This is a genomic window from Streptomyces sp. NPDC088124 (assembly GCF_040685895.1).
In the GTDB taxonomy this organism is placed as follows: domain Bacteria; phylum Actinomycetota; class Actinomycetes; order Streptomycetales; family Streptomycetaceae; genus Streptomyces.
Genome location: NZ_JBFBJB010000015.1, coordinates 106,260 through 122,243, shown reverse-complemented (window position 1 = coordinate 122,243; position 15,984 = coordinate 106,260). Strand labels below are relative to the sequence as shown.

The window sequence follows — 15,984 nt, the reverse complement described above, 5'->3', positions numbered from 1 at the left end:
TCGCGCGGGCAGGTGGGGCCGATGCCGTACGGCGGTGTCGCGGCGCGTCAGCGCCAGCGCGGGAGATCCGTGCCCCAGCGCGTCGGCGGGGCCGGCCAGGTGACCGGCGCGCCCGCGTAGTGCACCGGGGAGAGCGCGTGGCGCAGCGGCCCGTAGGCGGACGGCGTCTCGGTGAGCCAGGGCGCCGGATCGTACGGGCCGCCCTCCACCGGCGCGTGCCGGACCCCGTGCAGCAGCCAGGACGCGGTCCCCGCGAGCGAGAACCGCAGCTGCCGCCCCCGGCCCGTGGTCTGACGTTCCGTCAGGGCGCGCAGGATCCCGCCCGCGATCAGATATCCCGTGCCGTGGTCGAGCGCCTGCGCCGGCAGGGCGCCCGGAGTGCCGTCGGCCGCCGCCTCGCTCGCGGCGATACCGCTCGCCGCCTGGACGAGGCTGTCGAAGCCGCGCCGCGCCGCCCACGGCCCCGACCAGCCCCAGGCGCAGAGCTGCGCGACGATCAGACCGGGGCGCCGGGCCAGCAGCGCGTCGGGGGTCAGCCCATGCCGGTCCAGCGCGCCGGGGCGGTACCCGGTCACCACGACGTCCGCGGTGTCGAGCAGTTCCTCGAAGACCTGCCGGTCGCGGGAGGCGGCGAGGTCCAGCAGGGTCGAGCGCTTGCCCGGACCCGTGTCGGTGTGCGCGTCGGGCTGCTCCGGCAGGCGGGGCGAGTCCACCCGCAGGACATCGGCGCCCAGCAGCGCCAGGGTCCGGGTCGCGACCGGGCCCGAGATGACCCGGGTCAGGTCCAGCACCCGTACGCCCTCGGCCGGGAGGGCGGCCGAGGGCAGCACCCGGGGCGGGCCCTCCCCGGCCGCCCGGGTCTCGGCCAGCGGCAGCGCCTCGCCGCCGGGGGAGAGGGGGACGGTGGGGTCCGACGGCGTGGGCGCCACGGCCACGGCGAGGCCGCCCGCCGCGTAGACGGCCTCCTGGATCTCCCGGGCCGGGCGTGTCGCCAGCTCCTTCGTGAGCCGGCGGGTCGTCGCCGGGGTGTCACCCGCGTCCCGGATGTCCAGGGCGCCCAGCAACCGGGCCCGGTGGTGCGGGTAGTTGGCGTGTGTACGGACCCATCCGTCGGCCGTGCGCCAGAACCCGGAGAGCGGCGCGAACGCCGTGGGCGTCCGCCCGTCGATCCGCAGGTACCGCTCGCTGACGAACGCCGTGGCGACCGCCCCCTCCCGTACCCGCACCGCCGGTACGGACACCCCGCGGCGGAGCGCGAGCAGTTCCGCGGCGGCCAGCGAGCAGGCGCCCACGGTCGCCCGTGCCAGCTCCCGCACGGGGAGCCGGGCGGCCAGCACCTCGCCCGCGCCCTCGTACGTCACCGACCGCGCGAGCCCGTCCCGGCCGCCGAGCGCCGCCCACGCGTGGGCGGTCGCCGCGTCGTTTCCTTGCGTCATGGGGCTATTGTCCCGTGCCGGACGCGCGGAACGAAGCGCTCCCGTCCCGGAGGGGCGGGAGCGCTTCGTTCCGCCGGTCTCGGGGAAGGGAGCGGCGGCCGGCCGGCCGGTCACCGGAGCTGGAGCGGCCGGCCGGTCACCAGGTGATGGGCAGCTCGTACAGGCCGCTGAAGAACTCCTTCGACCGCCAGCGCAGCTCGTCCACCCCCACGGCGAGGCGCAGCCCCGGCCAGCGGTTGATCACCTGCTCCAGCGTCACCTGGAGCTCCAGCCGGGCGAGGTGCGCGCCCAGGCAGTAGTGGGCTCCGTGCCCGAAACTGACGTGGGTGTTGCCCGGACGGTCGAGCACCACCCGGTCCGGTTCCGGGAAGACCCCGGGATCCCGGTTGGCGGCGGTCGGCGAGACGATGACGGGGTCTCCCGCCCGGATCAGCACACCGCCCAGCTCGATGTCCTCCATCGCGTACCGCGGCAGGACCACCCCGTTGAGCAGCGGCACGAAGCGCAGCAGCTCCTCGACGGCCTTCGGGATGAGGTCGGGGTCGGCCCGCAGCCGGCCCAGCATGTCGTCGCCGTTCTCCTGGTGGAGCAGCATGAGCGAGAAGAAGTTGCCGATCTGGTTGGTGGTGGTGACGAACCCGCCGATGAGGAGTTCGCCGAGGATGTCGATCAGCTCGCCCTCGTCGATGATCCCCTCCTCGTCGAGCCCGCGGACCAGGATGGTGAGCAGATCGTCGGCCGGCTCCCGGCGGCGCGCCTCCACCCAGCCGTTCATCCGGGCGTTGAAGAGGCCGGCCTCCTCCAGGATCGTCTCGGGCGGGGTGCTGCCCGAGCAGACGACGTCCGCCCAGTGCCGTACGTGGACGTGGTCGGCGTAGGGGATCCCCACCAGTTCGCAGATGATCGTCATGGGCAGGGGGAAGGCATAGTCCTCGATCATCTCCGCGGGCGGCCCGGCCTCCTCCATACGGTCGAGCAGCCCGTCGGCGGTCCGCCTGATCCGGTCCCGCAGGCGCTCGACCCGGCGTGCGGTGAACTCCTTGCTCAGCAGGGAGCGCATCCGGCCGTGGTCCTGGTCCGCGCTGGTGAGGAGGCCGCCGCTGATCCTGGGCATCCGCTCGATGCGGGGATGGTCGCGGTGGACCGCCTCGCCGATGCTGAAGCGGGGGTCGGAGAGGACGGCGCGGACGTCCTCGTGCCGGGTGGCCAGCCAGGAGTCCTCGCCGTAGGCCAGGCGCACCCGGGCGAGGGGCTGGTCCCACAACCGCTGGTATCCGGGGTGCGGGTCCAGACCGCCGAGGTTCCAGAAGGGGTAGGAGAGCGGTTCGGGGCGCTGCGTGGACTGCTGTTGCGACTGGGGAGACATGGGGGTGTCCGCCTTTCCTTGCGCGGTCCTGGAAGGAGCTGCTTACGGGCTTACGAGTTACGGGCCCACGGGTTACGGGCCTGCGGGTTATGGGCCTGCGGGTTACGGGCCTACGGGCACGACGACATGGGTGGGCGGTGGCGCGGTGTCGTCGACCGAGGCGGTGAAGTCGACGCCGTCGTCCCGGCAGATGAACTGCATGACCTGTCGTCCGGCGGCGGCGGCCCGGATCAGACCGCCGGTGGTGGCCCAGACGCCGGAGAGGTAGAAGTTCTCCAGACCGGGCAGGGCGGGACCGTGCTTCTTGACGAGTTCCTCCATCGTCTCGCCGCTCTCGACGAAGGGCTGCCAGCCGAGGACGGTCCCGTTGTAGCTGCCCGTGTAGCGGATCTGGGTGAGCGGGGTGGAGGTGTCACGTACCGCGATGGAGTTCCGCAGCCCCGGATAGCGCTCCTCCAGGAGGTCGACGACGGTGTCCCGCACGCGGCGTTTCGCCGCCGAGTAGGGACGGCCCCGCCGCACCGGCAGGGTGTGCAGCTCACCGCCGCGGCGGAGCCGGCTGAACTGCTCGGGCCCCTCGCTCAGTTCCCGCCAGGGCTCGACGTCGGAGAAGTACGTGGCGTAGATGACGGTCGTGTCGTCCGGCGACAGCTCGGGGTAGAACCGGCTGCGGAACTGGACGTTGATGCTCGGATGGCGGATCCCGGTGAGCTTGGCGGCCGTCGCCTCGTCCAGGAGGTGGGTCGTGGTGGGCTCCCCCTCGGGAAACCGCGCCCGGAGCCCGAGGAACACACTGACATAGCCGGGGAAGACCATCCCCGGCTCCTCGATGGTCTTGGTGAACAGCCGCCGGTACTCGTCGTCGAGGTACTGGCCGTCGAGGAACTTCATCAGGGTGGCGGGGCCGTCGCACGCCGAGACGACGATGTCCGCGCGGTACTCCCGCCCGTCCACCAGCCGCACGCCCACCGCGCGGTCGTTCTCCACGAGGATCCGCTCGACCTTCGCGTTGTACGTGACCTCGCCGCCCAGCCGCCGGTACCGGTCCGCGATGGAGCGGGCGAGCCCGAGCGAGCCGCCCTCCGGCACCCCGGCCGACTGGTTCGCCTGCGACGCCATCTGGAAGTAGAAGGGCAGCACGGGGAAGTTGGGGTGCTTCTCCAGCAGGATGTAGTTGAACGCCTCCCGCAGCAGGGGGTCCTTGAACCGGGCCGAGTACTCCGTCATCAGGACGGACATCGACGTGCGGAAGAGATTGAGGTACGGGACGAAGCCGGCCAGCATGCGCCACCGCTCCCACCGGCCCATCAGCCCCACCGGCTTGAGGAACGGGTAGGCGGGCAGGGCGGTACGGAACTTGCGCAGCCCGGCGCAGAACGACCGGATGAGACGGGCGTCGGCGGGGGAGAGCGAGAGCAGATGGGCTTCGAGCCGGTCCGGGTCGGAGTAGAAGTACACGGCCCGGCCGTCCTGGCCGCGCACGATGTTGAACACGTCGAAGTGACGCATCTCCTTGCCCTGGAGGGCGCCGAGTTCGAGCCAGATCTGATGCATCTCGTTACCGGGCCCGTTGCCCAGCAGCCAGCTGATGCAGCAGTCGAAGGTGAAGTCGCCGCGGCCCCAGCCGGTGCAGCAGCCGCCGGGGATCTCGTGCATCTCGAAGACCTGGCTGCTGTAGCCGTTCATCTGCGCGTAGCACCCGGTGGACAGGCCACCCAGCCCCCCACCGATGACGATCATGGATTTTCTGCGGGGTCGGGCAGGCGCCATGCCGTGCTCTCCTCGGTGTCCTCGTCGACTGTCCTGCAGGTGTTCCCGGGGGCCGGCGGTGTGTTCCCGACGGTCCGCCACGTGCTCCCGTCTCCCGGCCGCGGGGGCGCTCACCGGACTCCCCGCTGTTCGAGCTGCGGCAGCTTCCCCAGCTTTCCCGGGTGCCAGGGCTCGGTGCCGCCGCTCTCCCAGGCCCGGAACTCCAGGCCCAGCTCCGCGCAGAGGTACTGCGTCACGAACCGTCCGCTCGACGCCGCCTTGATCAGGCTCCCGCCGCCGAACCACTGCCCGGCCAGCGAGAAACCGCGCAGCCCCGGCAGCCGCATCCGGTCCTTGTTGACGAGCGCGGTGACCACGTCGTCGGCGTCGGTGAACGACTTCCACGCGAGGATCGAGCCGCCCTGCACCCCCGTGTACCGCTCCGTGGTCACGGGCGATGCCACGTCGATGACCTCGATGGACGGTCCGATGCCCGGATGGTGACGCTCCAGGAAGGCCCGTACGAAGTCGGCCACCTCCTGCTTGCGCGCCCAGTACCCCTTGCGGTCCGTGCGCCGCAACTGCTTCCAGTACGCGTAGTCGCTGAAGTACGTGCAGTGCACGACGGACTTCCCGGGCGGCGCGAAACCGTCCGAGTACCGCGAACGGAGCTGCACGACCAGGCTCTTCTGACGCACGCTCGGCAGGGCCGCGCAGTCCTCGTCGGAGAGCAGATAGGTGGTGCTGTGCCGCTCCCGTTCGCCGAACTCGCCCCGGAGGCCGACGAAGGCGGAGACGACCCCCGGGTAGAGCATCTCCGGGCGGTCCATCATCTCGTTGAAGAGGGTGTCGACCTTCGGGCTGGAGTACGCGCCGCCCAGCAGCTTGTTGATGGTGGTGTAGCCGTCGCAGGTGGCGACCACATGGTCGGCGTAGTGCCGCTCCCCGCCGCGCAGCTCCACCCCGATCGCCCGGTCGTTCTCGACCAGGACGCGCTCCACCCGCGCCCGGTAGTCCACCCGCCCGCCCAGCGAGGTGTACCGCTCCTCGACCGAGCGCGCCAGCCCCAGCGAGCCGCCCTGCGGGAAGCCGGCGTTGCTGTGGTGGGCGCTGGCCATGTTGAAGAGGTAGGGCAGCAGCGGGAAGACCTCGTGGTCCTGGAAGAAGATGAACGGGAACGCCCGGCGCAGCAGCGGATCCTGGAACCGCTCCGTGAACCGCTCCATCCGGGTCGCCGCCGTCCGCCAGAACAGCAGGAAGTCCGGCAGGACGATCCGCAGCGTGGCGAGCTTCTCCCGGACCGACTGGAGGGGCGGCGGGGTGAGGAACGGATAGTGGTTGATGGCGATGAAGCGCCGCAGGTCGCGGCAGAAGGCGCGGATCGGCCGGGCGTCGGCGGGCGAGATCTCCAGGAGATGGGCCTCCAGCCGGTCGGGGTCGTTGTAGAAGGTCACCGCCCGGCCGGACTCGTCGACGACGGTGTTGAACATCTCGAAGTTCGCGATGCTCTTGCCGTCGAGGGCGCCCAGCTCCCGCCACAACCGGTTGGCGTCGTTGTTCCGGCCGGTGCCGGTGAGCCACTCGATGCAGTAGTCGAAGACGTACCCCTGCCGGGACCAGGCCGTGCAGCACCCTCCCGGCAGGACGTGCCGCTCGAAGATCCGGGTCTCGGCGCCGCTCATCTCCGCGTAGCAGCCGGTGGACAGACCACCGATGCCGGCGCCGATGACGATGACGCGGGGACGGTCGCCCGGCACCCGCTCACGCGGGTGCCAGACGGGGCGGTTCTCACGCGACATGGGGCTCATCTCCGGCGAGGTCGGTTGCTCCGGTCATGACGGCGAGGGTGAGTTCGGCGTTCCGCGCCAGGTACTTCTCGTCGAGCATCTCCGCGTGGGTGCCATGGCCGCGCAGCAGCTCCGTACGGCTGGTCGAGGTGGAGTGCCAGGTGCCGCGCTGCCCCGCCGCGTAGAACGCCGTCTTCCGTTCGTCGGAGATCACACTGACCGTGCCCGAGACGGTGCCGGTGTTGGGCGTACGGCCGCAGAAGTCCAGGTACTCCCTGGCCTGGGCGAGGGTCGCGTCGGCGACCGCCGTGGAGCCGGTGTGGCGGTACAGATGGCCGCGCAGCTCGTTCTCGAACGCCTCGATGTGCTCGTCCGCGAGCGCCTGGGCCTCCACGATCCGGTACGAGTCCATGATCACCACATGGGGGACCGCGCGCCCGCGCCGTTCGAGTTCCTTGGCGACCTCGAAGGCGAGATTGCCGCCGAGGGAGTATCCGAAGAGCGAGCAGGCGCCGTCCGGGCGGAGCGACTCGATGAGATCCGCGTAACGGATCACCTTGTCGTCGCCGTCGACATGGTTGAACGCGACGAGCTCATGCTGGGGCAGGTGTTCGGCGAACCGCCGGTAGACGAGTCCGTGCCCGCCCGCCGGCGGGAAGCAGAACAGGGTCGGACCCCGGCCCGCGTTGAAGGTCAGATACGGGCTTCCGCCGGAGATCTCGCCGGTGATGATCGACTCGACCGTTTTCGCCATGCCGTGGAGCGTCGTGACCTTGAAGAGCAGACTGACCGGCACGGTGATGTTGAACTCTGCCTGGAGCCGGTGGATCAGCTCGATCAGCTTGATGGAGCTGCCGCCCGAGGCGAAGAAGTCGCTGCGCAGCCCCACCTGTTCCTGGGAGAGCAGGGCCCCCCAGTGCGCCGCCATCCGCTGCTCGTAGAGCGTGACCGGCGGCTCGTGGCTCTCCTCGCCGGACTCGGCCGGCGGCTCGGGCAGCGCGGCGACGTCGACCTTGCCGTTCGCGGTGAGCGGCAGGGCGTCCAGCGCCGTGAAGCGCGCCGGGATCAGATAGGTGGGCAGCCGGGTGGCGAGATGACGGCGCAGCTCGCCCGCGTCCGGCGCGGCGCCCGCCACCGGGACGTAGTACGCGCACAGCACGGACTCGCCGCGGGCGTCGGCGCGGACGGTGACGACCGCCCGGCTCAGCCCCGGCAGGGAGACCAGCAGCGACTCGATCTCGCCCGGTTCGATCCGGTGGCCGCGCACCTTGAGCTGCGCGTCGGCGCGGCCGAGGAGGTGGATCAGTCCCCGGGCGTCCCGCCGGGCCAGGTCGCCCGTGCGGTAGAGCCGCTCCGGGGCCGCCCCGGGGCCACGCCCCAGCGTCAGCTCCACGAAGCGCTCCGCGGTCTGCTCCGGGTCGCCCGCGTAACCGAGGGCGAGCCCCGCGCCGCCGACCCAGAGTTCGCCGGTCACCCCGGGTGGCACGAGATCGCGGTGCTCGTCGAGGATGTGCAGCGAGCAGTTCGGCAGGGGCCGGCCGATCGGCACCAGCTGGTTCGGGGCGAGCCCGTCCGCCGGGCCCTCGAAGTACGCGCTGTCGACGGCCGCCTCCGTCAGGCCGTACGAGTTGATGACCCGGGTCCCCGGACCGCACAGGGCACGCAGCCGCTCGTACTCCTCGACCTTCCAGGCGTCGGAGCCGACGATCATCAGCCGCATGAAGTCCAGCCGGTGCCCGCCGTGGGCGCAGTGCTCCATCAGGGCGCGGGCCACCGCGGGGACGAACTCGGCGCAGTCGACACCCTCGCCGGTCATCGTCCCGTACAGCCGGGCCGTGTTGAGGAGCAGGTCACGGCCGATCAGGACGAGCCGGCCGCCCGAGCACAGGGCCCGGACGAGATCCCCCGTGAAGACGTCGAACGAGACGCCCGCCATCTGGAGATGGACGCCCGGCGCCGCGCCGAGCCCGTACTCCTCGTGCCACGCCGCGCGGACCGCCGCGAGCGCCCGGTGGCTGACCCGTACCGCCTTGGGCCGGCCCGTCGACCCCGAGGTGTGGATGACATAGGCGGGCGCGTCCAGGTCGACGGGCGCGTCCTCCGGCTCCGGCCGCGTGCTCTCCGCCACCCCGCCGGGCCCCGGGGTGCCGGGGACCTCGGTGAGCAGCGCGACCCCCAGCCCCGCGAACCGCTCCCGCTCCCCGGCGCCGGTGACGACGAGCGCCGCCCCCGCGTTCTCCGCCATGAGGGTGAGTCGGTCGGTGGGATGGGCCGGGTCGAGCGGCAGATACGCGGCGCCCGCCTTGAGGACGGCCAGCAGCGCGACGATCAGCTCCGGCGACTTGTCGAGGCAGACGGCGACGACGTCCCCGCGCCCGATGCCCCGCTCACGCAGCCGGCCGGACAGCAGCCGGGCACCGTGCTCCAGTTCCCCGTAGGTAAGCCGCCGGGTCTCGCCCGACTCGGACGGTACGGTGACCGCGACGGCCTCCGGCGTCCGGGCCGAGGCCTCGGAGATCAGCCGGTGCACCGGCACGTCGTGCGGCAGCGCCCGGCCCCGCGAGGCCGGCGCGCCCAGGATGCGGGCGCGCTCCCGGGCCCCCAGCAGATCCAGCCGCGCCACCGGTTCCTCGGCGGGGACGCTGGTGAGGGCGTCCAGCACATGGACGTAGTGGGCGGCCATCCGCTCCACCGTCTCCGCCAGGAAGATGTCGGTGTTGTACTTCAGCACGCAGTGGAAGCGCCGCTCCGCCTCGTCCTCGTACGCCGAGAGCGTCAGGTCGAACTGCCCCTCCTCCTCGGGGAGTTCGATGTACTCCAGCCGGTATCCGTACTGCTCCGTCGCCACCTTGTGGGCGAGCAGGATGAACATCGCCTGGAAGACCGCCGACCGGCTCGGGTCGTGCTGGAGGCCCAGCTCCTCGACGAGCAGCACGAACGGGTACTCCTGGTTGTCGAGGCCGCCGAGGACGACCTGACGGACCTGGGCGAGGAGCGCCGCGACGGACGGGGTGCCCGACAGGTCCGCGTACAGCGGCAGCGGATTGACGAAGTAGCCGTAGACGGAGCCGAACTCCTCCTCCGTACGGCCGGTCACCGGGGAGCCCACGATGATGTGGTCCTGGCCCGAGTACCGGTGCAGCAGTACGTAGTAGGCGCTCAGCAGCACCATGTACACGGTGACGTCGTGCTCGCGCGCCAGGGCGTGCACCCGGGCGCTGAGATCGGTGTCGAGGACGAAGAACTCGGACGCGCCGTTGTGGGTCTGCACGGCGGGCCGCGGCCGGTCGGTGGGCAGGTCCAGGGCCGGCACCTCGGCGGGCAGACTCGCCCGCCAGTGGTCCAGCATCCGCCGCGCGTCCGGCGAGGCCAGGAACCTGTTCTGCCAGTTGAGGAAGTCGAGGTACCGGGCGGGCACCGGCGGCAGCTCGACGGGCCTGCCCGAGCACAGCCCGTCGTACAGCGACAGGAGTTCCTCGATGAAGGTGAACGTGGAGATCGCGTCGGAGATGATGTGGTGAACGGCCTTCATCACGATCCAGCGGTCCGGGCCGCGCCTGAACAGCCGGAACCGGACCAGCGGGTCGCACTCCAGGTCGTACGGACGGCGGTACTCCCGGACGATCATGTCGTGGATGTCGTCCCAGACACGCCCCTGCACGTCGAAGAGGGCCACGTCCGGTTCGTTCGCCGTCGAGACGCGCTGGACGGGCTGACCGTCCTCCATGACGAAGTTGGCCCGCAGCATCGGATGCCGCTCCACCAGGGCGCGGAACGCCGTGAACATCCGCTCCGGCTCGATCCTGGTCCTGATCTCGACGGCGCCGCCGATGTTGTACGCGAAGCCCTCGGGGTTGAGCTGCTTGAGGAACCACAGGGCTTTCTGGTTCTGCGTCAGGGGATGGCGGGACTCGTCCTCATGGATCTCCACCTCCGCCGCCGTGCCGACTCCGTCCGCCGCCTCCGCGACGAGGGCTGCGGCCGCCTGGTGCAGCTGATCGCTCAGCTCTCCCGCCGGAGCGCCGCTGAGCAGCGCCACCAGCGGCAGGGCCACACCGGTCTCGGCGTGGACGCGGGCGCGCAGCTCCATGGCGAGGAGCGAGTCGAGACCGAGGGCGGCGAGACTGCTCGTCCCGTCGATCCGGTCGGTGGGCACCCGCAGCACCGTCGAGGCCACCACCGAGAAGCGCTCGGCGACGAGTTCGGCGCGGCGCTCCTCGTCCGCCGTACGGAAGAGGTCGAGGAAGCTGCTGTGCTCGCCCGCGTCCGCTCCGCTCTCGGCCTCCGCGGCCAGCTCCGCGACCAGTGGCGGCGGCGACGCGTACCAGGCGAGGAAGACCTTCCAGTCGACCACCGTCGCCACCAGCAACTGGGCGCGGTCCTGGCCGAGTACGCGTTCCAGGACGGCCATGCCCGCGTCGGGGGAGAGCGAACTCATGCCCCGGCTGGTGCGGTAGTGCCGTACCAGGCCCAGCTCCTCGATCATGCCGGTCGCCCACGGGCCCCAGTCGACGGAGAGCGCGGGCAGCCCGCGGGCCCGGCGGTGGTGGGCCAGCGCGTCCAGGAAGGCGTTGCCCGCCGCGTAGTTGACCTGGCCCGCCGTGGTGAGCAGCGAGGCGATGGAGGAGAAGAGGACGAAGTGGTCCAGCGGCTCATCGCCCAGCCGGCGGTGGAGCAGCCAGGCACCGGCGGCCTTGGGGGCGAGGACCGAGTCGAAGGCGGTCCGGTCCATGGCGGGGACCAGGGTGTCCTTGACATGCCCGGCGAGATGGAACACTCCGCGCACGGGCGGGGCGTCCTGACCCCGGTACGCGGTCAGCCACGCGTCCAGCGCCCGCTCGTCCGTGGTGTCCAGGCAGGCGTGGACGGGATGGGCGCCCAGGGCCTCCAGCTCCTTGACGAACCGGGCGCCCCGGCCCGCCGCCGACTCCGGGTCGAGCCCCCGCCAGGCGGCGCGGTCGGGCAGGGGGGTGCGGCCCACCAGAATGAGATGGCGGGCACCGCGCCGGACGAGGAAGCGGCACAGGAGCTGCCCCAGCGCGCCGAACGCGCCGGTGACGAGATAGGCGCCGTCCGGGCGCAGCCGTGGCGCGAGGGGACGGGTGAGACCCTCGGGGCGGGTGAGCCTGCACAGGAGGCGACGGTCGCCGCGCAGGGCGATCTCGTCCTCGGCGGGGCCCTGCCGCGCGGCGGCGGCCAGGACCTCGTCCAGCACCGCCCGCGCCTCCCGCGCCCGGTCGGCGCCGGTGCTTCCGGCTCCGTCGGTGCCATCGGTGTCGTCGGTGCCGTACGGGGCCAGGTCGATCAGGGTGCCCTGGTGCGCGGTCAGCTCCTGATGGCGCAGCACCCGGCCGATGCCCCAGGCGGGCGCGCCCAGCGGCTCCACCGGAGCGTCCCGGTCGACGGCCTGCGTCCCGCGCGTGACGATGTGCAGGGCGGCGGGGGAGGCGAGTTGGCGCGCGTCCTCCTGGAGCGCCTGCGCGAGGGCGACCAGGGAGTACGCCCCGAGGGTGCTGTGCTCCTCCAGCCGGGAGCGCTCGGTGTCGTCCAGCGCCGGCAGGTCGAGGTTCCATAAATGGACGATCGTGTCGACACCCGTGGTGTGCGCGGCATCGGCGGGCCGTTCCGCCCCGTCCCCGTCCCCGTTCCCGTCCCCGTCCCCGGCCAACTCGGCGAGGAGCCTGCGCAGATCGTCGGCGCTGCCGGGGACCACCGTGGAGGCACCGCTTTCGAGCCGGGTGGTGTACGCGGCACCCGGCCGTACGAGATGGCAGTGCCCCCCGCGCGCGGTGACGAGTTCCGCCAGCGCGTCCGCGACCCCGCCGGGCGCGTCCGCGAAGAGCAGCCAGCGGCCCGGGGCCGTGGTGTCGGGCACCGCGGTGTCGAGGGGGCTCTCGGCCCAGGTGGGTTCCGCGAGCCAGTTGTCGATCGTGGCGAGCGCCACACTGGTCGACGCCTTCTCGACATCGGCGGCCCGGAAGCCGCCGATGTGCCCGAGCGGGGCACCGTCGTCCCCGTAGAGGGCGATGTCACCGACGAGTTCACCGGCGGGCCGCCGGGTGACGGTGGCGTGCACCCACAGCGGCCGGTCGCCGACCGGGCCGGTGCGCACCTCGTCGATGGAGAGCGGCAGCAGGATGCCCGTCGACCCGTCCGCGCCGTCCTCGGCGGGACCGCCGTCCGCGCCGTCCCCGAGCCCCGCGGTCAGCAGGGTCTGGAAGCAGGAGTCGAGCAGTACGGGGTGGATGTGGTGGTCCGCTGCGTCGTCACCGATCGCCTCGGGCGGACGGATCCGCGCCAGCGCCTCGCCCGGCGCGGTCCACACCTCCTCGATGCCCTGGAAGGCGGGCCCGTAGTGGTAGCCGAGGCCGCTCAGCGTGGCGTAGCACTCCGGGCCGTCGAGCCGGTGCTCGCCGCGCGCCCTGATCCCGTCGAGATCCAGCGGCGCCCGCGGCGCGCCGCGGTGACCGGCCCGGACCACGCCGCTCGCGTGGACGGCCCGCTCCTCGCCGGGGCCCGAGCCCGTCGCGACCGTGAAGCCGGCGCTCTCCGGCGAGAACGCGAGCTGTACGGTGCGGGACGTGTCGTCCGGGAGGAAGAGGGCCTTGCGGAACTCCACCGAGCCGAACGCGGCCTCCGTGCCGCCCGTCAGCGCCCGCACCGCCTGGGCGGCCATTTCGAGATAGCCCGCGGCGGGGAACAGGGCCCGGCCCTGGATCCGGTGGTCGGCGAGGTAGGGGGCGCGCTCCACGTCGAGCTCCGCCTCCCACACCGGCTCCGTGGTGGCCAGCCGGCGGCCGAGCAGCGGATGGTCCTCCCGCCCGAGCCTGACCTGCGCCACGGGCCCCGGCTCGTGCCAGTACCGGTCGCGCTTCCACGGGTAGCGGGGCAGCGGTACGGTCCTGCCCCCGGGCTGGAGCACGTCCCAGGCGATCTCGGTGCCCAGGTTGTGCAGCGCGGCGAGCGAGGTGGTGAAGCGGAGCGCCTCGTCCTCCTCGCGGCGGATCGACGGCAGCGTCACCACCTCCGCGCCCGGCTCGGCGGCCCGGCTCTCCAGGCACTCCTTGATCGAGTGGGAGAGGACGGGGTGCGGGCCGATCTCCAGGAAGACGCGGTGGCCGTCGTCGGCCAGGCGCTCGACGGCGGGCCGGAACCGGACGCTGTCGCGGACATTGCTCCACCAGTACTCCGCGTCGAGTTCCGTCCCGTGCGCCAGGCCCTCCCGCCCCGTCAGATAGAGGGGGACGCGGGCGGGGCGCGGCTCGATCCCGGCGAGGCAGTCGAGCAGCTCGTCCTTGATCCCCTCCATGAGGGCGCTGTGGTACGGCACCCGGACGGAGAGGAAGCGGGCGAAGACCTGGTCGGCGCGGAGTTCCTCGGCCAGCGCGGTCAGGGCCGCCTCGTCCCCGGCGAGGGTGAGGGAGGTCGGGCTGTTGACGGCGCCGACGGACACCAGATCCCCGTACGGCAGGATCCGGCGCTCCGCCTCTTCCTCGGCGAGTCCCACGGCGAGCATCGTCCCCGTCCCCACCAGCCGCTGCTGGAGGCGGCTGCGGTGCACGATGATCCGTACCGCGTCGCTCAGGCTGTAGACCCCGGCCTCGTAGAACGCGGCGGCCTCGCCCGTGCTGTGGCCGACGATGGCGTCGGGTCGCACTCCATGGGCGCGCCACAGCGCGGCGAGACCGAGCTGGACGGCGAAGTTGGCCGGCTGGGCGAGCCAGGTCTCGGCCATCCGGGAGCCGGTGGCGTCCGCGCTCATCTCCTCGACGAGGGACCAGCCGGTGAGGGCGGCGATCTCACGGTCGCAGCGCTCGACCGCCTCGCGGTACACGGGCTGCGTGGCGAACAGCTCCCGGCCCATGCCCCACCACTGGGGGCCCATGCCGGTGAACACCCAGGCCAGCCGGCGCTGTTCGGGGTCACGCCGACGGCCGGTGAGCACCCGGGGGTGGGCCTCGCCCCGGGTCCCCGCGCGGAGCGCCTCGGCCAGGTCCTCGCGGGAGGAGTAGACGACGGAGAGCCGGGCGTCGTGGTGCTGGCGGCGGTGGGTGAGGGTGTGCCCGAGGTCGGCGAGGGAGGACACCGGCCCGCCGCCCGGAGCGGCGGCCGTCAGCTCCCGGTGGATCTCCTCCGCCAGGACGGGCAGCGCGGACGCGTCCCGCGCGGTCAGCGGGAGGATGGTGCAGCGGGGGCGCTCCGCGGGGGCCGGCCCGTCCACGGGGGAGGACGGCGGCGCCTCCTCCAGCAGGACGTGCGCGTTCGTACCGCCGAAGCCGAACGAGTTGACGCCGGCGCGGGCCGGGCCCTTGTGCGCGGGCCACTCGGTGACCTGCGTCGGGATGGTGAACGGGGCGGCGGCGAGGTCGATGCCGGGGTTGATCCGCTCCAGGTTGATGTGCGGGGCGATCGTGCGGTGCTTGAGGCTGAGGGCGGTCTTGATGAGCCCGGCGATCCCGGCGGCCGACTCCGAGTGACCGATGTTGGTCTTGACCGAGCCGACGTAGCAGGCGGCGCCGGGCTCCCGGCCGACGGCCAGCGCCCGGGCGAGCGCGGCGGCCTCGATGGGGTCGCCGACCGGCGTGGAGGTGCCGTGGGCCTCGACGTACTGGAGGCTGCCCGGCGCGACCCGGGCCTCGGCGCAGACCCGTTCGATCAGGGTGACCTGGGCGTCCGCGCTGGGCACGGTGATGCCGTTGGTACGGCCGTCCTGGTTGACCCCGCTGGCCGTGACCACGGCGTGCACGGGGTCGCCGTCGCGGACGGCGTCCGCCAGGCGCTTCAGCGCGATGACACCGACCCCCTCCGCGCGTACGTAGCCGTCGGCGCCGGCGTCGAAGGTACGGGAGCGGCCCTCCGGGGAGAGGAAGCCGCCCTTGGTCTCGGCGATGGTGTACTGCGGCGTGAGATGCAGCAGTGTGCCGCCGGCCAGCGCGAGGGTGGACTCGCCGCGGCGCAGGCTCTCGCAGGCGAGGTGCACGGCGACGAGGGACGAGCTGCACGCGGTGTCGATGGAGAGGCTGGGGCCCCGGAAGTCGAAGCAGTGCGAGATCCGGTTGGACACCATCGTCATCATCGTGCCGGTGGCCGTGTGCGCGGCCAGGGTGTCGAACCGCAGGTCGGCGAATTGGACGATCTTGTAGTCCAGGGTGAACGCGCCGATGAACACACCGACATCGCTCCCCGCCAGCTCGGCCGGCTTCTGGCCGCCGTCCTCCAGGGCCTCCCAGGACACCTCCAGCAGCTTCCGCTGCTGCGGGTCCATGTGCTCCGCCTCGCGGGGGCTGATGCCGAAGAAGGCGGGGTCGAACTCGTCGAAGCCGTCGATGTAACCGCCCCTGCCGCCCACCAGTCGGCCCGGCTTGGCCTTGTCCCTGCTGCCGAGCGTGGTCACGTCGTACCGGTCGCGCGGCGTCGGTCTGATGCAGTCCTTTCCGTCGAGCAGGTTCTGCCAGAAGGTGCGGTGGTCACTGGCGCCGCCGGGGAAGCGGCAGCCGATCCCGATGATCGCGATCTTCTCAGGAGGCGTGGTGCGGAGCGATTCAGCCATGTCGGCTCCTTGGGTGGTCAACACGCAACATGCGCGAAGGACAGGCGCGGGCATCCGTGCCGCCGCCGGTGCGACCGGCGGGGCCCGGATGCCGCG

5 protein-coding genes are annotated in these 15,984 nt (G+C 72.5%); all 5 read right to left on the bottom strand.

Annotated elements, in window-relative coordinates:
• Positions 1–47 precede the first annotated feature (47 nt).
• Positions 48–1,436, bottom strand: coding sequence for a CoA transferase (locus AB0P17_RS14860; RefSeq protein WP_365810960.1), 1,389 nt, complete (start codon positions 1,434–1,436; stop codon positions 48–50).
• Positions 1,437–1,572: 136 nt separating this feature from the next.
• Positions 1,573–2,802, bottom strand: a complete 1,230-nt coding sequence (locus AB0P17_RS14855; RefSeq protein ID WP_365810958.1) for a cytochrome P450 — start codon at positions 2,800–2,802, stop codon at positions 1,573–1,575.
• 102 nt (positions 2,803–2,904) lie between these two features.
• Entirely contained in the window at positions 2,905–4,572 is a 1,668-nt protein-coding gene (locus AB0P17_RS14850; RefSeq protein WP_365810956.1) for an NAD(P)/FAD-dependent oxidoreductase, read from the bottom strand.
• Positions 4,573–4,682: 110 nt separating this feature from the next.
• Positions 4,683–6,350 (bottom strand): NAD(P)/FAD-dependent oxidoreductase, encoded by a 1,668-nt coding sequence (locus AB0P17_RS14845; protein WP_365810954.1) that lies wholly within the window; start codon positions 6,348–6,350, stop codon positions 4,683–4,685.
• The gene (locus AB0P17_RS14840) at positions 6,340–15,888 is read right to left on the bottom strand and encodes an amino acid adenylation domain-containing protein (RefSeq protein WP_365810953.1); all 9,549 of its coding nucleotides are present in this window, start codon (positions 15,886–15,888) and stop codon (positions 6,340–6,342) included. Before AB0P17_RS14840 ends, AB0P17_RS14845 begins: the two co-directional genes overlap by 11 nt.
• Positions 15,889–15,984: the final 96 nt, after the last annotated feature.